The following is an 18,511-nucleotide window of genomic DNA, read 5'->3' as shown; positions in this document are numbered from 1 at the left end:
TTCGGTGGAGTCCGCGGCGCTCACCAGGCGCCCTGGCGGACGAGGTGGCGGCGGAGCTTTCCGGTGGACGTGCGGGGGAGCGAGGGGACGAAACTGACGCTCCGGGGCACCTTGAAGGCGGCCAGCCGCTCGTGCGCCAGCCCGATCAGCTCCTCCTCCAGCCCCGGCGCGGGGGGCGCGACGGGGACGACGAAGGCGCGCAGCCGGCTGCTGCCGCGTCCGTCGGTGACGGCGACCACCGCGACCTCCCTGACCGCCGGATGGGCGCGCAGGGCGGCCTCCACCTCCAGCGGGGAGACGGTGATGCCGCCGACCATCTCCATGTCGTCGGTGCGGCCCAGGTGCCGGAAGGCGCCGTCCGGTTCGCGGCGCGCCCGGTCGTGGGTGGCCAGCCAGCCGCCGACCAGGGTGCGTGCCGTCTCCTCGGGCCGGTTGAGGTAGCCGGGCGTCACGGTCGGTCCGCGCACCCACAGTTCGCCCTCCGCGCCCTCGGGCACCGGACGCCCGGCCCGGTCGCGCAGCTCCACCTCGAAGCCGGGCACCGGACGGCCGACGGTGCCCGGATGGTTGTGGTCGAAACCGTTGGCGCAGAAGGCGTGCCCGGCCTCGGTGGAGCCGATCTGTTCCAGCACCGGCGCGCCGAGCAGTTCGGTCACCTGCCGTCCGAGCCCCTCGGGCAGCCCCTCGCCGGCCGACACCGCGGCCCGTACCGAGGCGAAGCAGGCCTCGTGGCCGCTGCCCCGGTCGGCGACCAGCGCGGCGTACGCGGACGGCACGGAGTACAGCAGGGTCACCCGGTGCCGGGCGACGAGTTCGTCCACGGCGGCCGGGGTCGGGCGCCGGTCGACGAGGACCGCGCAGGAGCCGGAGAACAGCGGGAAGACGAAGGCGTTCCCGAAGCCGTAGGCGAAGTACAGCTTCGACACCGACAGGGTGACGTCGTCCTCGCCGATCCGCAGCAGCCGCCGCCCGACGAGGTCGTAGTACGTCCCCGGGTCGCCGTGCACGTGCACCACGCCCTTGGGCCGGCCGGTGGTGCCGGAGGTGTACTGCACGTACAGCGGGGTGTGCGCGTCGACCGGATGCGCGGCGGCCGGTTCGGTGACGGCGGTGAGCGCGACCAACTGGTCGGCGCCGAGCCGGGCCCGGTCGGCGAACCGGTCCTCCAGGCCCGGCCCGGTGACGCACAGCACGGCCTGGCAGTCCTCGGCCATGAACGCGTGCTCGGACGCCGGGAGTTCGGGGTTGACCAGCACGGCCACGGCCCCGAGGCGGGCGGTGGCCAGGAACGCCGTCACCCAGGCGATGCCGTCGGGCAGCGCGAGCAGCACCCGGTCGCCGGGCCGCACCCCGTGCCCGGCGAGCACCCCGGCCGCACGGGCCGCGAGCGCGTGCACCTGGCCGTGCGTCCAGGCCCGGTGCCCCTGGTGGAAGGCGATCCGCCCGCCCCAGCCGCGCCGCTCGGCGAGCGCGGCGAGACGGGCGGCGAGATTGCCGGGCGCGTCGGCGTCCGGCGGGACGGCGTCCGGCGGGACGGCCGCGGGCGCGGTCCGGACGGCGGCCGTGGGACGCGGGACCGCGACGGACGGCGGGGCCACGGCCGGCTGCGGGGTAGCGGTGAACCGCGGGGCGGTCATCGGACGGGCTCCTCTGCCGGCTCCGCCACGGCGGGGGGCCCGTCGAGGGCCTTCGTCGCCTCCAGCTCCCGCAGGGCCCGCATCTGGGCCGCGGTCTTCAGCAGCATCTCCTCGTACTCCGCGACCGGGTCCGAGTCGAGGACGATCGCCCCGCCGGCGCCCAGGTGCAGCAGCCCGTCCGCGAGGACGGCCGTACGGATGACGATGCTCAGGTCGGCGCCGCCGCCGCACCCCAGGTAGCCGAGGGCACCGGAGTAGACGCCGCGGGCCTCGGTCTCCAGGGAGTCGATGATCTCCAGGGTGCGCAGCTTCGGCGCTCCGGTCATCGACCCGCCGGGGAAGCAGGCGCGCACGCAGTCCACCGGGTGGGTGTCCCCGCGCAGCCGTCCCTCGACGGTGGACACCAGCTGGTGGACGGTCGCGTACGTCTCGGTGGCCATGAGCCGGGAGACCCGCACCGTGCCGGTACGGCAGACCTGGCCCAGGTCGTTGCGGAGCAGGTCGACGATCATCAGGTTCTCCGCGCGGGTCTTGGCGTCCGCCGCGAGCGCGTCCCTCAGCCGGGCGTCCTCGGCCGGGGTGTCGCCCCGGGGCGCGGTGCCCTTGATCGGTCTGGCCTCGGCGGTCCCGTCCCGGGTGATCCGCAGGAACCGCTCCGGGGAGGAGCCGGCCACATCGAGGTCGCCGAACCGCAGGAAGGCCCCGTACGGCGCCGGGTTGACGCGGCGCAGCGTCCGGTAGAAGCCGAACGCGTCGGACGGCGCGGGCAGCCGGGCGGCGTTGGTCAGACAGACCTCGTAGCTGGTGCCCGCCCGCAGTTCGTCCTGGCAGGCCGCGATGTCCGCGAGGTACGTCGCCCGGTCCCGGACCAGCCACGGCTCGGCGGCGCCGAGGTCGGGGCCGGCCGTACGGCGCGGCGCCGGCTGCTCCCGGTCCGGGGCGACGAAGGTGAGCTGGGCCACCGAGCCCTCCAGCCAGTCGGCCGCCTCGCGTGCGGCCTGCGGGGTGTCCTCCGCCAGGCAGACGGCGTAGGTGTGCCCCTTCTGGTGGTCCACCGCGATCAGCCGGTCGGCGAACAGCCAGCAGGCGTCCGGTGTCCCGGCCCGGTGCCGGTTCGGCGATCCGCAGTCCGCCTTCGTCTCGTAGCCGAAGTAACCGACATAGCCGCCGGTGAAGTCGAAGGGCAGACCGGTGGCGTCCACCCGCCGGTTCGTCAGCTGCCGCTTGAGGTAGTCGAAGACGTTCGCCGTGATCTTGCGCGGGGGCCGTCCGGCGCGCTCGATCTCGCAGCGGCCGGCGGTGACGTCGTAGCGCACGTACTCGGCGAGCGGACCGCTGCCGTCCCCGAAGAACGAGAACCGGGACAGGCCGGGCTCGACCAGCGAACTGTCCAGCCAGAACGCCCGCGCGGAACCGGCGTACATCCGGGTGAAGGCGGCCTCCGCGTCCACGGCGGTGGTGATGCGGCGGGTGTGCAGGCGGTAGCCGGGGCCGCCGGCGCGGCGGGGGCGGGGGATGGTCGCCGCCGGGCCGGGCGAGGGACCGGGGATCGGGGTGACCGCGGTGTTCTTGGACCGCGTTCTGCGGGCCCGCTCGGCCGTCAGATTGCGGAAGTTGACCAGCATGCGGTGGCCGTACTCGGTGAGCACCGACTCCGGGTGGAACTGCACCCCCCACAGCGGCCGGGTGCGGTGCCGCAGCCCCATCAGCACCCCGTCCTCGGCCCAGGCGGTCGCCTCCAGGGTCTCGGGCAGCGGCTCGTGCACGGACAGCGAGTGGTAGCGGACGGCGGTGAAGTGCTGCGGCAGCCCCTGGAACAGGTCGCGTTCGTCGTGCCGGACGGTGGTCAGATGTCCGTGCCGGGGCTGCGGGGCGGGCCGCACCCGGCCCTGTTCCCCGAGCGCGATTCCCTGGTGGCCCAGACAGACACCCAGGACGGGGAGCGTGGACCGGGCCAGTAAGCGGGCGCTGATGCCGAAGTCCCGCGCGTCGCCCGGGTGGCCCGGACCGGGTGACACCACCACGTTGTCGAACTCCGCGAGATCCGGCAGCGCGCCGGCCGGCACGTCATTGCGGATGACGACCGGTTCCAGGCCGTTGACCTCGGCGATCAGCTGGAACAGGTTGTACGTGTACGAGTCGTAATTGTCGATGAGCAGGGTCTTCACCCGCCCACCTCCCTCTGGTCGTTCACGGGCCTATGCGGTCCGTCGTTTGTGCCGTCCGCGAAGCGCCTGGAGCGGTGGATAAAGCCATTTCTTGAAGAAACGCTGGAGGCGCGGCATAAGAATCCAGGTGACGATGGCCGTCACACACAGGCACAGCGCGAATGTGCGCACGAGCGGATTAAGGCCGCCAAGGTAAGGGAGCACGAGCAAATTGAACAGAAGCACCGGCGGAAACACCGCGCTCATGTTCACGAACCACAGTTTCCATTTCGCCGGCGGGGCCGGTGGAGGAGCCGGGGCCGGTGCCGCCGGGTCGGTGAGCCCGGCGGCACCGGTGGTCTGGGCGTCGAACCACGCCTTCGCGTCCCGCACGCTACGGCGCCCGGTCTGCCGTGCGAACCCGTGCAGCCGGTTGTCCCACTGCCTCCGGTCGGTGGAGTCCTCCCAGGCCAGAGCCGTGCCTTCGGTGGCGAAGCGATAGACGACATGCCACTCCGCTTCTTGTTCGACAAGGACGCCACCCCCGAGGAAACCCGGCTGCCGCGCACTCGCGGCCAGCATGGCCCACCCCCACGAGTGGAAGTCGGCCTCGCGGCCCGGCACCACGTGAAAGGCGGTGGTGACGGTGACGGAATTACTGGTCACGATGTCGATTACGCGGCGCACCGCGCCCGCGTTCAACCTTCAACAAAAGTTTTCGGGCGCCCGCCCGCGGCAACTCACGAGTAACCCTGGAAGCGCTTGCTGAAAAGCGGGAAAACCTCAGGCCGGCTCGGCCGGCGCCTCACCGAAGCGGGCCAGCGCCAGCGCCCCCGCCACCGCCACCGCGAACCCGAGCACCGCGAGCCACCCCAGGCCCTCCCGGGTGCGGTCGCCGAGCCACACCACCCCCACGGCCGCCGGACCGATCGTCTCCCCGATCACCATCCCGGCCGTCGCCGTCGTCACCGACCCCCGCTGCAGGGCCGAGGTCAGCAGCATGAAGGCGGCACCACCGCCGAGCAGCAGGGCGTACGCCGCCGGATTGGTGAGCAGGTGGGCCGGGCGCAGCGAGTCGATCAGCCGCACCGCCACCTCCACCACCCCGAACCCGAACCCCGCCCCGAGCCCCAGCAGCAGCGCCCGGCCGCGCCCCGGCAGCCGCCCGCCGACCGCACCCAGCAGCAGCACCCCCACGGCCGCCCCGAGCATCGCCCACTTCAGGACGGCGGGCCCGCCCCGGTCCCCTTCCGTCCCGGACGCCAGCCCCAGCATCGCCATGCCCGCGCACACCACCCCCACGGCAGCCCATTCCACCCCGCTCAGCCGCACCCGCAGCAGCCGCGCCGCGACCACCGCCGTCACCGCCAGGCTGGAGGCCAGCGCCGCGCCCACCGCGTAGATCGGCACCGACCGCAGCGCGGCGATCTGCAACAGGAACCCCAGCCCGTCCAGCGCCAGCCCGGCCAGGTATCGCCACTGCCGCAGGGCCCGCAGCAGCAGCGCGGCGTCCGAGCCCCCGTCCGCACTCGCCGCCCGCGCGGCCACCGCCTGCCACACCGTCGCGGTACCGAAGCAGACCGCCGCCCCCAGGGCGCACACCATTCCAAACAGCACGAAGGGACTCTAGGCCCTGCCGAACAGCCGGAACCCGGCCCCCCTGCCGGGACCCTCTCACCGATCTCTAGGCTGACCACGCGGCGACAAGCCAAGCAACGGCAAAAACCGCAGCAGAAGCCAGAGAGCCGAACCCAGAGAGCCGAACCCCGGGGGAACACACCAACATGGCCAGCACACGTCGGCGTCTCCGCTCCACCACCGTCGTCCTGGGCGGCATGGGCCTGCTCGCCGCCGCCCTCACGGCCTGCTCGTCCGAACCGGACAAGCGCTGCGTCGACCGGAACAGCCACCACATCGCCAAGGGCTACAAGGTCGTCGCCGACAGGAACTGCAAGTCCACCAAGGTCGGCAAGGTGGGCAAGATCTCCGCCGACGGCGCCTGGTACTACGGCGGCAAGAAGCAGGGCGCCTGGGTCGACGGCGGTTCCTTCGTCAGGCCCGGCAGCGGCTCCGGCGGTTCCGGCGGCTCCTCGGACGACGACCACCGCCACCACCGCACCGGCGTCCACCGCGGCGGCTTCGGCCACGGCAGCGGCCACGGCTCCGGCGGCTGACCGACGACGCCGACACCACCGAAGACACCGACACCATGGAACGCCGTACGATCGCCCCCCGCCCCGGCTGGCAGCGGACCGTCGAGGAACAGGGCCTGGTCTACCCGCTGACCCGCCACCCCGACGGCACCCTGCGCCCGTACTGGGACGAGAGCGCCTACTACGCCTCCAGCGCCTCGACGAGGTCGAGGCGCTGGAGGAGACCGTCGAGGAACTGCACCGCATGTGCCTGGCGGCGGCCGGCCACCTCGTGGCCACCGGACGCCTCGCCGACCTCGGCATCACCGACCCGCGTGTCGCCCACGCCGTCACCGAGGCCTGGCACCGCCGCGCCGAACTCCCCTCCCTCTACGGCCGCTTCGACCTCCGCTACGACGGCACCGGCCCGGCGAAACTCCTGGAGTACAACGCCGACACCCCCACCTCACTGGTCGAGGCGGCCGGCCCGCAGTGGTTCTGGATGGAGGACCGCTTCCCCGGCGCCGACCAGTGGAACTCCCTGCACGAACGCCTGGTCGCCGCCTGGCGGCGGCAGGCCGCGCTGCTGCCGCCCGGCGCCCCGCTGCACTTCGCGCACTCCTCGGCCGACGAACTCGGCGAGGACCTCATGACGGTCGCCTACCTGAAGGAGACCGCCGAACAGGCCGGCCTGGACACCGACTGGATCTCCATGGAGGAGATCGGCTGGGACACGCTCTCCGGCCGCTTCGTCGACAACCGGCTCCGTTTCATCCGGAGCGTCTTCAGCTCTATCCCTGGGAGTGGCTCACCACCGACGCCTTCGCCGGCCACGTCCTCGACACCCTCGACAACGGCGGCGGCACGGGCACCACGATGTGGATCGAACCCGCCTGGAAGATGCTCCTCAGCAACAAGGCCCTGCTCGCCGTCCTCTGGGAGCTGTACCCGGACCACCCCAACCTGCTGCCCGCCCACCTGGACGGCCCCCGCGAACTGGCCCGCACCACGGGCTACGTCGCCAAGCCGCTGCTCGGCCGGGAGGGCGCGGGTGTCACGGTCCACCGGCCCGGCGAACCACCCGCCGTACGCCGGGAGCCCTGCTGCTACCAGCAGCTGGCGCCCCTGCCCGCCTTCGACGGCAACCATGTGGTGCTGGGCGCCTGGGTCGTCGAGAACGAGTCGGCGGGGCTCGGCATCCGCGAGTCCCGCGGCCTGGTCACCGACGAGTACGCCCGCTTCCTGCCGCATGTCGTCCTGGAGGAAGCCGGCGCGAATCCGTGAGGACACCCCGCTCGCATGATGGACGCCGGACCGGCACGGTGTCCGTCGGCGGGTAGGCTGACCAGCGGGCCGTGACTGGCGCGCAGGGATGGGACGGACCATCGGGGAGCGGCCCGGAGTCGAGGGAACATGTGCCGTGCGCCTGGGCCGAACCGTGAATCGTGAACGCTGAACGCCACGCCGTCCGGAGGTCCCGAATGTCCGAGTCCCTGTCCACCGAGTCCACCGCCTTCCGCGCCGCCCTCGACGTCGTCCGCGCCGTCGAGCCGCGCGTGGCCGACGCCATCGTCCAGGAGGTCGCCGACCAGCGCGAGATGCTCAAGCTGATCGCCTCCGAGAACTACGCCTCGCCGGCCACCCTGCTCGCGATGGGCAACTGGTTCAGCGACAAGTACGCCGAGGGCACCGTCGGCCGCCGCTTCTACGCCGGCTGCCGCAACGTCGACACGGTGGAGTCGCTGGCCGCCGAGCACGCGAGGGAACTCTTCGGCGCCCGGCACGCCTACGTCCAGCCGCACTCCGGCATCGACGCCAACCTGGTCGCCTTCTGGGCCGTCCTCGCCGACCGCGTGGAGGCCCCGTTCCTGGAGAGGACCGGCGTCCGCCAGGTCAACGACCTGACCGAGGCCGACTGGGCCGAGCTGCGCCAGGCCTTCGGCAACCAGCGCATGCTCGGCATGTCCCTGGACGCCGGCGGCCACCTCACCCACGGCTTCCGCCCGAACATCTCCGGCAAGATGTTCGACCAGCGCTCCTACGGCACCGACCCGGCCACGGGCCTCATCGACTACGACGCCCTGCGCGTCCAGGCCCGCGACTTCAAGCCGCTGATCATCGTGGCGGGCTACTCGGCCTACCCCCGCCTGGTGAACTTCCGGATCATGCGCGAGATCGCCGACGAGGTGGGCGCCACGCTCATGGTGGACATGGCCCACTTCGCGGGCCTGGTCGCCGGAAAGGTCCTCACCGGCGACTTCGACCCGGTCCCGCACGCCCAGATCGTCACCACCACCACCCACAAGTCGCTGCGCGGCCCGCGCGGCGGCATGGTCCTGTGCGACGACTCCCTCAAGGACCAGGTCGACCGGGGCTGCCCGATGGTCCTCGGCGGCCCGCTCCCGCACGTCATGGCCGCCAAGGCCGTCGCCCTCGCCGAGGCCCGCCGGCCCGCCTTCCAGGACTACGCCCAGCGCATCGTCGACAACTCCCGCGCGCTGGCCGAGGGCCTGACGCGGCGCGGCGCCACCCTGGTGACCGGCGGCACGGACAACCACCTCAACCTGATCGACGTCGCCGGCTCCTACGGCCTCACCGGCCGCCAGGCCGAGGCGGCCCTGCTCGACTCGGGCATCGTGACCAACCGCAACGCCATCCCGGCCGACCCGAACGGCGCCTGGTACACCTCCGGCATCCGCATCGGCACCCCGGCGCTCACCACCCGGGGCCTGGGCACGGCCGAGATGGACGAGGTGGCCGGCCTCATCGACCGCGTCCTGACCACGACGGAGCCGGGTACCACCAAGTCGGGCGCCCCGTCCAAGGCCCAGCACGTGCTGGACCCGAAGATCGCGGACGAGGTCTCCCACCGGGCATCGGATCTGGTCGCGGGCTTCCCCCTGTACCCGGAGATCGACCTGGGCTGAACCCGGACGGCACCGCGGGGTCGTATCGGGGCGGTACCGGGGTCCACACCGGTACCGTGCCACTCTCCACAGCTGAGAGAATGGTGCACATGGCCTCTGACCGACCCCGTGTGCTCTCCGGAATCCAGCCCACCGCAGGCTCGTTCCACCTCGGCAACTACCTCGGTGCCGTCCGCCAGTGGGTGGCGCTGCAGGAGACCCACGACGCGTTCTACATGGTCGTCGACCTGCACGCGATCACGGTCCCGCAGGAACCGGCGGCCCTGCGGGCCAACACCCGGCTGGCGGCCGCCCAGCTGCTGGCCGCCGGTCTCGACCCGGACCGGTGCACACTCTTCGTGCAGAGCCATGTGCCCGAGCACGCGCAGCTCGCCTGGGTCATGAACTGCCTCACCGGCTTCGGCGAGGCGAGCCGGATGACCCAGTTCAAGGACAAGTCGGCGCGGCACGGCGCCGACCGGGCGTCCGTCGGCCTGTTCACCTACCCGGTCCTCCAGGTCGCCGACATCCTGCTGTACCAGGCCCACGAGGTGCCGGTCGGCGAGGACCAGCGCCAGCACGTGGAGCTGACCCGCGACCTCGCCGAGCGCTTCAACGGCCGCTACGGCCAGACCTTCACCATCCCCAAGCCGTACATCCTCAAGGAGACGGCGAAGATCTACGACCTCCAGGACCCGTCGATCAAGATGAGCAAGTCGGCCTCCACGCCGAAGGGCCTCATCAACCTCCTCGACGACCCGAAGGCGACCGCCAAGAAGGTCAAGAGCGCCGTCACCGACACCGACACGGTGATCCGCTACGACGCGGAGCACAAGCCGGGCGTGTCGAACCTGCTCACCATCTACTCCACCCTCACCGGCAGGACGATCGCCGAGCTGGAGCAGGAGTACGAGGGCAAGATGTACGGCGCCCTGAAGACGGACCTCGCCGAGGTCATGGTCGAGTTCGTGACGCCGTTCAAGGAGCGCACCCAGCAGTACCTGGACGACCCCGAGACGCTCGACTCGATCCTGGCCAAGGGCGCGGAGAAGGCGCGCGCGGTCGCCGCCGAGACGCTCTCGCAGACGTACGAGCGGGTGGGCTTCCTGCCGGCGAAGCACTGAGGCGTACGACCGCACACGCGTCCGCCGGGCGGAGCGGGCAGAGCGCTGCACATCACTCGGACTGCGCCTGCCCACAGCCCGGCCGTGGCCGTACAGTCGATAACCGGCGCCTTAGAACGCACCGAATGAGAACGAAACAGACGTGACGACGGGAGACGACGTGGGGATCGTAACGATCGGCGTGTCGATCGCGGTCCCGGAGCCTCACGGCAGCCTGCTCCAGGAGCGGCGCGCGGGCTTCGGTGACGCCGCCGCCCATGGCATCCCCACGCACGTCACCCTGCTGCCCCCGACCGAGATCGACGGCGCCGACCTGCCGGCCGTCGAGGCGCACCTGACCGAGGTGGCCGCGGCCGGACGGCCGTTCCCCATGCGGCTGTCGGGGACGAGCACCTTCCGTCCGCTGTCCCCGGTGGTCTACCTGCGGGTGGTCGAGGGCGCCGAGGACTGCGCCCGGCTGCAGCAGCAGATCCGCGACGCGTCCGGTCCCATGGCGCGCGAGCTGCAGTTCCCCTACCACCCGCACGTCACGATCGCCCACGGCATCGACGAGGCGGCGATGGACCGAGCCTTCGAGGAACTCGCCGACTACGAGGCCCAGTGGCCCTGCGTCGGCTTCGCCCTGGCCGAACAGGGCGGCGACGGCGTGTGGCGCAAGCTGCGGGACTTCACCTTCGGCGGCGGCCCGGTGGTGCCCCAGCAGGCGGCGCCGATGGACCTCGGCACGCTCCCCAGCCGCCGCTAGTGCCGCAACAGGCAGCGTTCGCCCCGTCGCGACGCCCGGCACGCGCCCCCACCCTCGAACCGGCTTCGCCGCCTCGGGCGGGGGGACCCCCTTCGCCGCGCCGGCCGAAAGCCCAGGTACGTCCAGTACGAGGCCTTCCGGCCGGCACTCCCCAGCCTCCGGCCGGGGGGGACCCCCAGAGCACGCACCGGACGCCGCTCCTTGACGGGCAAACGTTGCCTGCCGCGGTACCAGGCCCTGTCCGGCGCACCAGGCCGAAGGCCCGGATCCGCTACAGCGGCAGCCGCCTGAACACCGCCCTCGGCAGGTGCCGTAGCGCCGACATCAGCAGCCGCAGCGTGCCCGGCACCCACACCGTCTCCGAGCGCCGCCGCAGCCCCAGCTCGATGGCCGTGGCGACGGCCTCCGGCGTGGTGACGGGCGGCGCCGCCTCCAGACCCGCTGTCCCGCGCGTGCGCACGAACCCGGGGCGTACGACCATGACGTGCACGCCGGTGCCGTACAGCGCGTCGCCCAGGCCCTGCGCGAAGGTGTCCAGACCCGCCTTGCTGGAGCCGTAGATGAAGTCGGCGCGGCGGGCCCGCTCCCCGGCGGCCGAGGACAGCACCACCAGGGAGCCGTGGCCCTGCGCCTGGAGCGCCCCGGCGGCGACCAGGCCCGCCGAGACCGCTCCGGTGTAGTTGGTCTGGGCGACCCGGACCGCGCTCAGCGGGTCGCGCTCGTCGCTCGCCTGGTCGCCGAGGACGCCGAACGCGAGCAGCACCATGTCGATGTCGCCGTCGGCGAAGACCTTGCCGAGCACCTCCTCGTGCGCGTCGGGGTCCAGCGCGTCGAAGGGGACGGTCCGCACGTCCGCGCCGATGCCGCGCAGGTCCTCGGCGGCCCGGTCCAGGGCGGCGGAGGGCCGCCCCGCGAGCCACACCGTGCGGGTGCGCCGGGCGATCAGACGGCGGGCGGTGGCGAGGGCGATCTCGGACGTACCGCCGAGGACGAGCAGGGACTGGGGGAGGCCGAAGGCGTCCTTCACGGCAACTCCTGGTTCTCCGGACATGCCGGTGACCGTATCGTCCCGTTGGTCACGATTGTTCACGCACGGCTCGCTTGATCCCCGGAATGGCCGAGGGTGTGGTCCTGCACGGCCGTACCCTCACTCCTTGGTGAACCCGTTCCGGGAAGCGGAACATGGGTGTTCGGGGACCAGGGCAGAGTTGGATCATGGACTGGCTGAAGAGACTTCCCGGCGTCGGGCCGCTCGTCACACGCCTGATGGCCACGCACGCGTGGCGGTCCTACGAGCGGCTGGACCGGGTGAAGTGGACGCGGCTGGCCGCCGCCATGACCTTCGTCAGCTTCGTCGCGCTGTTCCCGCTGCTGACCGTGTCCGCCGCGGTCGCCGCGGCGACGCTGAGCCCCGCGCGGCAGACGAACGTCCAGCACAGGATCGCCGAGCAGTTCCCGGGCCTGTCCGACCAGCTGGACGTCGGCTCGCTGGTGCAGAACGCGGGCACCGTCGGGGGCATCGCGGGCGCGGTCCTGCTGCTGACCGGCATCGGCTGGGTCGGCCAGATGCGGGACTGCCTGCGGGTGGTGTGGGAGCTGCCGGACCGCCCCGAGAACCCGATCGTCACCAAGGCGAAGGACGCGGGCATCCTGGTCGGTCTCGGCGGCGCGCTGCTGGTGACGCTGGTGGCCTCCACGCTCGCCTCGGCCGCCGTGGGCCGGCTGGCCGTGCTGATCGGCCTCGACCAGCACGGCTGGGGCACCGTCCTGCTGCGGATCGCGGCGTTCGCGGTCGCCGCGCTCGCCGACTTCCTGGTCCTGCTCTACGTGCTGACCCTGCTGCCCGGGGTGGAGCCGCCGCGCCGCCGTCTGCTGGTGGCCGCGCTGATCGGCGCGGTCGGCTTCGAACTGCTGAAGCTGCTGCTCAGCGGCTATGTCCAGGGAGTCGCCGCGAAGAGCATGTACGGCGCGTTCGGGGTCCCGGTGGCGCTGCTGCTGTGGATCAACTTCACCGCGAAACTGGTGCTGTTCTGCGCCGCCTGGACGGCGACGGGGAGCAAGGAGGCGGACCTCAGGGACGGCTCCGACGGCGTACCAGATCCGGCAGCGGCCATCGGCGGTTGACCAGGAACGCCCCGCCCGCGAGCAGCACCAGCAGGCCGCCGGCGATGCCCAGGGCGATACCCATGCCGCTGGAGCCGGCGTCGGCGGTGGCACTGGCCACCGGCTTCGCCCCGGCCCCGCCCGTGCCGCCGCCGGCCCGGCCGACGGCGGTGGCGCCCGGCTGGGCGGTGGACTGGCCGGCGCTCCTCGGCGCGACCAGTTCGCCCACCGGCCGCACCTTGCCGGCCGCCGCGAAGCCCCAGTCGAAGAGCTTGGCGGTCTCCTTGTAGACCTCGTTGTGCTCGTGCTTCTCCGGCTTCATGACCGTGACCAGGAGCACCCTGCCGTTGCGTTCGGCGACCCCGGTGAAGGTGGCGCCCGCGTTGGTGGTGTTGCCGTTCTTCACCCCGGCGATGCCCTGGTAGACCGGGACGTCGGTGTCGCCGCTCAGCAGGCGGTTGGTGTTCTGGATCTCGAAGGACTCGCGGCCGGGGCTGCCCTTGCCCTTCTTCTCGGTGGTGGCGCCGGGGAACCGCGCCCGCACGGTCGAGCAGTACTCGCGGAAGTCCTTCTTCTGCAGCCCGGAGCGGGCGAACAGGGTCAGGTCGTAGGCCGAGGACATCTGCCCGTCCTCGTCGTAGCCGTCCGGGGTGACCACATGGGTGTCGAGGGCCTGGAGTTCGTCGGCGTGGTCCTGCATGTCCCTGACGGTCTGCTGGACGCCGCCGTTCATCGCGGACAGGACGTGGACGGCGTCGTTGCCCGAGCGCAGGAAGACACCGAGCCACAGGTCGTGGACGGTGTACGTCTCACCCTCCTTTATCCCGACCATGCTGGAGCCGGCGCCCATGCCGGCCAGGTCGGACGGCACCACCTTGTGCTGCGTGTCCTTCGGGAAGCGGGGCAGCACGGTGTCGGCGAACAGCATCTTCAGCGTGCTGGCCGGCGGCAGCCGCCAGTGCGCGTTGTGCGCGGCCAGCACCTCGCCGGACTCGGCGTCGGTGACGATCCAGGAGCGGGCCGTGAGGTCGTTCGGGAGCGCCGGGACCCCGCCGCTCGGGTTCACCTGGGTGCCCGGCAGGCCGAGCCGGGCACCGCCCACGGTCGACATCCGCGCGGGCGGGGTCGCCGAGGCGCTGGTGGAGGGGGCCGGCGCGGCCAGGGCGGCCGGTGCGGTGATCGAGAGGGACAGCAGTGTGGCGGAAGTGACCAGCAGGGATCGCCTGGCGGTCTTCTGTGGAGCAGACACGGTCGGAAACGTACATGTCCGGCGCCCTGAAGTCGCGCCGACGACCCCACCCCGGGGAAGGAACCGGACAGGAGACGGCGATACTGGTGACATGAAGCTCAGCCGCCCCGTCTCCTGGTTCCTGCTCGCCTTCGGGGTGTGGAGCTGGATCATCTGGGTCACTTTCGTCAAGAACCTGGTCAAGGACAGCAGTGGTCTCGCCTTCGACCACGGCAACCCGACGGCCTACTTCTGGGTGCATCTGCTGCTGGCGATCGTCTCCGCCGTATTGGGGACGGTCATCGGGGTCATCGGGTTCCGCGGCCTGCGCGCACTGCGGCGTACGCCATGACCCACGCCACGAGCGGCCCCTGTGGTCTCCCTGTGGAAAAGTCATGGCAGTGACGTGAAACCCGGCCGAAACCAGCGCCCGGTAAGTTCTTCGCCTGTCTCATCAGAAAGCTCTTCCCCCCGGTCAAACACGTGTGATTAGGTGAGCCGCGCCACTTAGGGGAGTGGGCACTGTGTGCTGGTCCAGGGGTAGGGCCTTGGCAGGCCTGGGGAGGGCACCACCATGCGATCTGTTCGCATGCGGATTCTCGTGACGCTGCTCGTGCTCGCGGTCGTGGGAATCGGCGGCTGGCAGCTTCTGCCGTCGCAGGAGAACAAGAACAAGACCATCACGGTCGGTACGACGGACGCGGTGACCTCGCTCGACCCGGCCGGTGCCTACGACGCCGGGTCCTGGGCCTTGTTCAGCAATGTCTTCCAGACGCTGCTGACCTTCGAGCCGGGCGGCGTCCAGCCCGTCCCGGACGCCGCGAAGAGCTGCGCCTTCGTGGGCGGCGGACTGCGCACCTACCGCTGCGAGCTGCGGCCCGGTCTGCAGTTCCCGAGCGGCCGGGCGATGACCGCCGAGGACGTGAAGTACTCCTTCGACCGGGTCAAGAAGATCAACTCGGACGTCGGCCCGGCCTCCCTGCTGTCCACCCTCGGCTCGGTGGACGCCTCCGGCGGCACGGTCACCTTCCACCTGGCCTCGGCGGACGCCACCTTCCCGCTGAAGGTCGCCACCGGCGCCGGGTCCATCGTCGACAAGGACAAGTACCCGGCGACGGCCCTGCGCACCGGCTCCGAGGTGGACGGCACCGGCCCGTACACGCTGACCTCGTACACCGACAAGAAGTCGGCCGTCCTCACGCCGTACGACAACTACCACGGCGCCATCAGCGGCACCGGCCGCCCGGTCGAGCTGCGCTACTACGCCGGCTCGGGGCAGCTCGACAGCGCCTGGAAGGCCAAGCAGGTCGACGTGGCCACCCGGACCCTGCCGCCCGGCGTGCTCTCCGGTCTCTCCGCGAGCGACCCCAACCGGCGCGTCACCGAGTCCGACAGCGCCGAGACCCGCAACCTGTACCTCGACACCCGCACCGGCTCACCGCTGCACGACGCGCGGGTACGCCGGGCCATGGCCTGGCTGGTCGACCGCGAGCAGCTGGCCGCGACGGTGTACGACGGCACGGTCGACCCCCTGTACTCGCTGGTCCCCACCGGCATCATCGGCCACACCACCGCGTTCTTCGACGACTACCCGAAGCAGAGCGTCGCCAAGGCGAAGCAGCTGCTCACCGAGGCCGGCGTCAGCGTCCCGCTGCACTTCACCTTCGGCTACGGCAAGCGCGACTCGGGCGCCGAGGAGGCCGCCGTGCTGAAGAAGCAGCTGGAGACCGGCGGCCTGTTCAAGGTGGACGTGAAGGGCTACGAGTGGACCGACTTCCAGAAGCAGTGGGCGACCGGCAAGCTGGACGCCTACGCGGTCGGCTGGGTCGCCGACTACCCGGACCCGGACACCTTCGGCGCCGCGCTCGTCGGCACCCACTCCACGATGAACACCGGTTACAGCAACAAGTTCGTCGACAACCTCATCCTGGACAGCCAGCAGTACCCCGACCGCAGCCGGGTCGACACCGACTTCCGCGAACTCCAGAGGGACGTGGCCTCCGACGTGCCGCTGATCCCGCTGTGGCAGCGCAAGGAGTACGTGGTCAGCACCGAGGACGTCGGCGGCGCCCAGTACCTCGACGACGGCACCGGCGTCTTCCGCCTGTGGCGCCTGAACTGGATCTGACGCCACCGCCCGGGCGCCCCCGACGGGTTACTGGGGCCCGGACTTCCGGCCCGGGTCCGGCAGTGCCCGGGTCATCCCCGGCAGGAAGTCCGTGAACAGCTCGTGCACCTCAAGCACCAGGGGCCGCAGCACCCGGAAGCGGGCCAGTGCGACGCCCCTGGCCGTGAGCCGGGCCCCCCGGCGGGCGAGGCGGTAGCTGCGCTCCCGCCCCTCCGTGCGGTCGAAGATCCAGTACAGGACCAGGCCCATCTGGGACAGCCACAGCAACTCCGGGAGGATGTCCCGCAGTTCGGCCGGGACCTTGGCCCTGGAGCCGGCCAGGACCTGGCGGTGCACCCCGATCGCCTGCAGCCGCGCGTGCTCGCTCTGCGGGGAGAAGGGGCTGAGCGGGCTGTCCGGGTCGGCGGCGTTCTTGAAGAACTGGACCGCGAACTCGTGGTACGGCCGCGCGATGTCCAGCCACACCGTCAGCACGCCCGCCAGCCGCGCCTCCAGATCGGTCTCCTTCGCCAGCACCTCCCGGACCGCCACCTCGTGCTCGGCGGCGATCCGGTCGTAGAAGCCCTGGATCAGGTGCTCCTTGCCCTCGAAGTAGTAGTACGCGTTGCCGACGGAGACCCCGGCCTCCTTGGCGATGGCCCGCATCGTCGTCTTGTCGTAGCCCCGCTCCTGGAACAGCCGCATCGCGGTCTCCAGGATCAGCGCGCGGGTCTGCTCGGACTTGCTCTGGGTGGCGGCCTCGTGGGGACCGTCGTTGTTCGCGGACACGGTAGGGAGCCTAACCAGTGGGGCAGGTGCCGTCCGCGCAGGACGGGGGGTCGTAGGTCCAGCCCAGGCCGGGGCGGTACGACCACCCGTCCGCCCGCCGGTAGGCCCCGCCGCCCCACCGCCCGCCCGGCGGCCGCGTCCCCCACAGCGCGCCGCGCCACTTCGCCGCCGCCAGCACCGCGCCCCGGGCCAGCCGGGCACCGGCCGGGGTGCTGAGCCTGTGGGCCAGCGGGCGCTGCTCGCGCAGGGCCCACAGGACGACGACCCAGGCGGCGGCGGCCCGGTAGACCTGCCCGGAGTCGCCGACCACGGTGACTTCGTCGAGGGTGGCGCCGTGGTCGAGCCCGGGAAAGCGCGTCCGGGCCTCGGCCGACCCGGCCGGGACCAGCTCCAACGGCACCAGCTGCGGCTGCCGTACCAGCCAGTCGCGCAGATGCGTGCAGAGCGAGCACTCGGCGTCGTACAGGACGGTGAGCCCGCGGACCGGGACGCGCGCGGCGCCCCGGCCCTCGGTGGCGGTCACGGTGCTCACGCCCCGGCCGCCGGGGCGACCCACTCCTGCGGGGCGACCGGCGGCAGCTGCTCCCGGTCCAGCATGCCCCGCCGCCGGATGCGGCTGAGGACGTACACGTTGCCCAGGTGCATCACGCCGAGCACCAGCAGCACCACGCCCAGCTTGGTCGACAGCGCCTCGAAGATGCCGCGGGTGTCCTCGATGGTGTCGCCGCCGCTCAGGTACAGGGCGACGAAGCCGAGGTTGACCAGGTAGAAGCCGACCACCAGGAGGTGGTTGACGGCATCGGCGAGCTTCTCGTTGCCGTGCAGTACGTCGGCGAGGAAGACCTTGCCGTGGTGGCTGAGCGTGCGGGCCACCCAGATGGTCAGCGCGATGCTGACGACCAGGTAGATGACGTAGGCGATGACGGTGCGGTCCATGCCCCACCCCTTCTTGAACGCGTTCAAAACGCTGACAGGAATGACTGTAGACCTGGTTTTGAACGTGTTCAACCAAGGGGGGTGTGGCGCCGCTCTCAGCCCCGGCGCGCCAGTTCGGGGCGCTTGGTGTAGTCCGTGAAGCCGAGGACGTTGCCCCAGGGGTCGGCGATCTCGACGGTCCAGCCGGTGGCCACCGGGAAGACCTCGTCGAGCGGTGTGATTCCGGCGGCGGTCAACTCCCGCAGCGCCGCCCGCGCGTTGGGCACCTCCAGCCACACGTGGGGGGACGGCCAGAGGGGCGGCCGGGGCCCCAGCCCCTCCTCCGCCCGCAACAGGATTCCGGGGGTCTCGCCCCCGACCTTGAGCAGCGCGATCCCGGCCTCGTCGAACCGGAACGCGACGGTGAAACCGGCCCGCTGGTAGAAGGCGACGGCCTCGCGCAGGTCGCCGACGGGGAGCAGGACGTTGTCGAAACCGAGCAGCTCGTACGACGCTTCGTCTGACATGTCGTCACATTAGAGCGCCCGGATGAAAGGCACCGGCGACTGCCCGAGGGCCCGGTGCCCCGATCACTCGTTGAGGTGAGGCGGCCTCGCACGGCGCCCGGCGAACGGCCGCACGAGGCTCCCCGCTGTGGCCCCCTGCCCATGGCGAAGG

Annotated in this window: 17 protein-coding genes and 1 pseudogene; 8 read left to right on the top strand and 10 right to left on the bottom strand. The window is 71.9% G+C overall.

Annotated elements, in window-relative coordinates:
- Positions 1-20 precede the first annotated feature (20 nt).
- The 4 genes from ACFYMM_RS02370 to ACFYMM_RS02355 form a co-directional block, all read right to left on the bottom strand.
- Positions 21-1,637 (bottom strand): benzoate-CoA ligase family protein, encoded by a 1,617-nt coding sequence (locus ACFYMM_RS02370; RefSeq protein ID WP_388382973.1) that lies wholly within the window; start codon positions 1,635-1,637, stop codon positions 21-23.
- On the bottom strand, positions 1,634-3,805 hold the full coding sequence (pabB, locus tag ACFYMM_RS02365; RefSeq protein ID WP_388382972.1) for an aminodeoxychorismate synthase component I: 2,172 nt from the start codon (positions 3,803-3,805) through the stop codon (positions 1,634-1,636). Before pabB ends, ACFYMM_RS02370 begins: the two co-directional genes overlap by 4 nt.
- A 30-nt stretch (positions 3,806-3,835) precedes the next feature.
- On the bottom strand, positions 3,836-4,450 hold the full coding sequence (locus tag ACFYMM_RS02360; protein WP_388382970.1) for a hypothetical protein: 615 nt from the start codon (positions 4,448-4,450) through the stop codon (positions 3,836-3,838).
- A gap of 117 nt (positions 4,451-4,567) precedes the next feature.
- Complete coding sequence (locus ACFYMM_RS02355; protein ID WP_388383310.1) at positions 4,568-5,389, bottom strand: hypothetical protein; 822 nt, start codon at positions 5,387-5,389, stop codon at positions 4,568-4,570.
- 179 nt (positions 5,390-5,568) lie between these two features.
- On the opposite strand from ACFYMM_RS02355, the gene ACFYMM_RS02350 reads away from it, so the two are divergent.
- From ACFYMM_RS02350 to ACFYMM_RS02330, 5 genes and pseudogenes are all read left to right on the top strand, one after another.
- Positions 5,569-5,958, top strand: coding sequence for a hypothetical protein (locus ACFYMM_RS02350; protein WP_388382969.1), 390 nt, complete (start codon positions 5,569-5,571; stop codon positions 5,956-5,958).
- Between the two features lie 35 nt (positions 5,959-5,993).
- Positions 5,994-7,200, top strand: a pseudogene (locus ACFYMM_RS02345) (glutathionylspermidine synthase family protein).
- A gap of 197 nt (positions 7,201-7,397) precedes the next feature.
- Positions 7,398-8,843 (top strand): glycine hydroxymethyltransferase, encoded by a 1,446-nt coding sequence (locus ACFYMM_RS02340; protein ID WP_388382967.1) that lies wholly within the window; start codon positions 7,398-7,400, stop codon positions 8,841-8,843.
- An 89-nt stretch (positions 8,844-8,932) separates the two neighbouring features.
- Positions 8,933-9,946 (top strand): tryptophan--tRNA ligase, encoded by a 1,014-nt coding sequence (gene trpS, locus ACFYMM_RS02335; protein WP_388382965.1) that lies wholly within the window; start codon positions 8,933-8,935, stop codon positions 9,944-9,946.
- Positions 9,947-10,106: 160 nt separating this feature from the next.
- Complete coding sequence (locus tag ACFYMM_RS02330; protein ID WP_388382964.1) at positions 10,107-10,691, top strand: 2'-5' RNA ligase family protein; 585 nt, start codon at positions 10,107-10,109, stop codon at positions 10,689-10,691.
- Between the two features lie 271 nt (positions 10,692-10,962).
- Here the strand turns inward: ACFYMM_RS02330 and ACFYMM_RS02325 are convergent, their stop codons facing one another.
- Positions 10,963-11,718, bottom strand: coding sequence for a decaprenylphospho-beta-D-erythro-pentofuranosid-2-ulose 2-reductase (locus ACFYMM_RS02325; protein ID WP_388383307.1), 756 nt, complete (start codon positions 11,716-11,718; stop codon positions 10,963-10,965).
- Between the two features lie 188 nt (positions 11,719-11,906).
- Here ACFYMM_RS02325 and ACFYMM_RS02320 point away from each other — a divergent pair, with 188 nt between their 5' ends.
- The gene (locus ACFYMM_RS02320; RefSeq protein WP_388382962.1) at positions 11,907-12,815 is read left to right on the top strand and encodes a YihY/virulence factor BrkB family protein; all 909 of its coding nucleotides are present in this window, start codon (positions 11,907-11,909) and stop codon (positions 12,813-12,815) included.
- On the opposite strand, the gene ACFYMM_RS02315 is transcribed toward ACFYMM_RS02320, so the two are convergent.
- On the bottom strand, positions 12,763-14,043 hold the full coding sequence (locus ACFYMM_RS02315; RefSeq protein ID WP_388382960.1) for a D-alanyl-D-alanine carboxypeptidase family protein: 1,281 nt from the start codon (positions 14,041-14,043) through the stop codon (positions 12,763-12,765). The genes ACFYMM_RS02320 and ACFYMM_RS02315 overlap by 53 nt on opposite strands.
- 91 nt (positions 14,044-14,134) lie before the next feature.
- Between ACFYMM_RS02315 and ACFYMM_RS02310 the strand changes: the two genes are divergently transcribed.
- Both ACFYMM_RS02310 and ACFYMM_RS02305 read left to right on the top strand, forming a co-directional pair.
- Positions 14,135-14,374, top strand: a complete 240-nt coding sequence (locus ACFYMM_RS02310; RefSeq protein WP_388382958.1) for an SCO4848 family membrane protein — start codon at positions 14,135-14,137, stop codon at positions 14,372-14,374.
- Between the two features lie 237 nt (positions 14,375-14,611).
- On the top strand, positions 14,612-16,150 hold the full coding sequence (locus ACFYMM_RS02305; protein WP_388382957.1) for an ABC transporter substrate-binding protein: 1,539 nt from the start codon (positions 14,612-14,614) through the stop codon (positions 16,148-16,150).
- 27 nt (positions 16,151-16,177) lie between these two features.
- On the opposite strand, the gene ACFYMM_RS02300 is transcribed toward ACFYMM_RS02305, so the two are convergent.
- From ACFYMM_RS02300 to ACFYMM_RS02285, 4 genes are all read right to left on the bottom strand, one after another.
- Positions 16,178-16,918, bottom strand: a complete 741-nt coding sequence (locus ACFYMM_RS02300) for a TetR/AcrR family transcriptional regulator (RefSeq protein ID WP_388382955.1) — start codon at positions 16,916-16,918, stop codon at positions 16,178-16,180.
- 10 nt (positions 16,919-16,928) lie between these two features.
- A complete protein-coding gene (locus ACFYMM_RS02295) occupies positions 16,929-17,450 on the bottom strand; it encodes a thiol-disulfide oxidoreductase DCC family protein (protein WP_388382953.1) in 522 nt (173 codons plus the stop codon).
- Positions 17,447-17,854 (bottom strand): hypothetical protein, encoded by a 408-nt coding sequence (locus tag ACFYMM_RS02290; RefSeq protein ID WP_388382952.1) that lies wholly within the window; start codon positions 17,852-17,854, stop codon positions 17,447-17,449. The genes ACFYMM_RS02295 and ACFYMM_RS02290 overlap by 4 nt, the downstream gene beginning before the upstream one ends.
- A 95-nt stretch (positions 17,855-17,949) precedes the next feature.
- Positions 17,950-18,360: a VOC family protein gene (locus ACFYMM_RS02285; RefSeq protein WP_388382950.1), complete on the bottom strand. Its 411-nt coding sequence runs from the start codon at positions 18,358-18,360 to the stop codon at positions 17,950-17,952.
- Between the last annotated feature and the right edge of the window lie 151 nt (positions 18,361-18,511).

The sequence above is a fragment of the Streptomyces sp. NPDC006739 genome, assembly GCF_042869815.1.
Lineage (GTDB): Bacteria > Actinomycetota > Actinomycetes > Streptomycetales > Streptomycetaceae > Streptomyces.
Note: the sequence above shows the minus strand (reverse complement) of the source record. Positions and strands in the feature narration are given on the sequence as shown.

Excerpts from the sequence above, each read along its gene's own strand:
- trpS (WP_388382965.1), top strand. The coding sequence starts at position 8,933 with ATGGCCTCTGACCGACCCCGTGTGCTCTCCGGAATCCAGCCCACCGCA.
- ACFYMM_RS02305 (WP_388382957.1), top strand. The coding sequence starts at position 14,612 with ATGCGGATTCTCGTGACGCTGCTCGTGCTCGCGGTCGTGGGAATCGGC.
- ACFYMM_RS02320 (WP_388382962.1), top strand. The coding sequence starts at position 11,907 with ATGGACTGGCTGAAGAGACTTCCCGGCGTCGGGCCGCTCGTCACACGC.
- ACFYMM_RS02355 (WP_388383310.1), bottom strand. The coding sequence starts at position 5,389 with ATGGTGTGCGCCCTGGGGGCGGCGGTCTGCTTCGGTACCGCGACGGTG.
- ACFYMM_RS02290 (WP_388382952.1), bottom strand. The coding sequence starts at position 17,854 with ATGGACCGCACCGTCATCGCCTACGTCATCTACCTGGTCGTCAGCATC.
- ACFYMM_RS02285 (WP_388382950.1), bottom strand. The coding sequence starts at position 18,360 with ATGTCAGACGAAGCGTCGTACGAGCTGCTCGGTTTCGACAACGTCCTG.
- ACFYMM_RS02310 (WP_388382958.1), top strand. The coding sequence starts at position 14,135 with ATGAAGCTCAGCCGCCCCGTCTCCTGGTTCCTGCTCGCCTTCGGGGTG.
- ACFYMM_RS02340 (WP_388382967.1), top strand. The coding sequence starts at position 7,398 with ATGTCCGAGTCCCTGTCCACCGAGTCCACCGCCTTCCGCGCCGCCCTC.
- ACFYMM_RS02370 (WP_388382973.1), bottom strand. The coding sequence starts at position 1,637 with ATGACCGCCCCGCGGTTCACCGCTACCCCGCAGCCGGCCGTGGCCCCG.
- ACFYMM_RS02350 (WP_388382969.1), top strand. The coding sequence starts at position 5,569 with ATGGCCAGCACACGTCGGCGTCTCCGCTCCACCACCGTCGTCCTGGGC.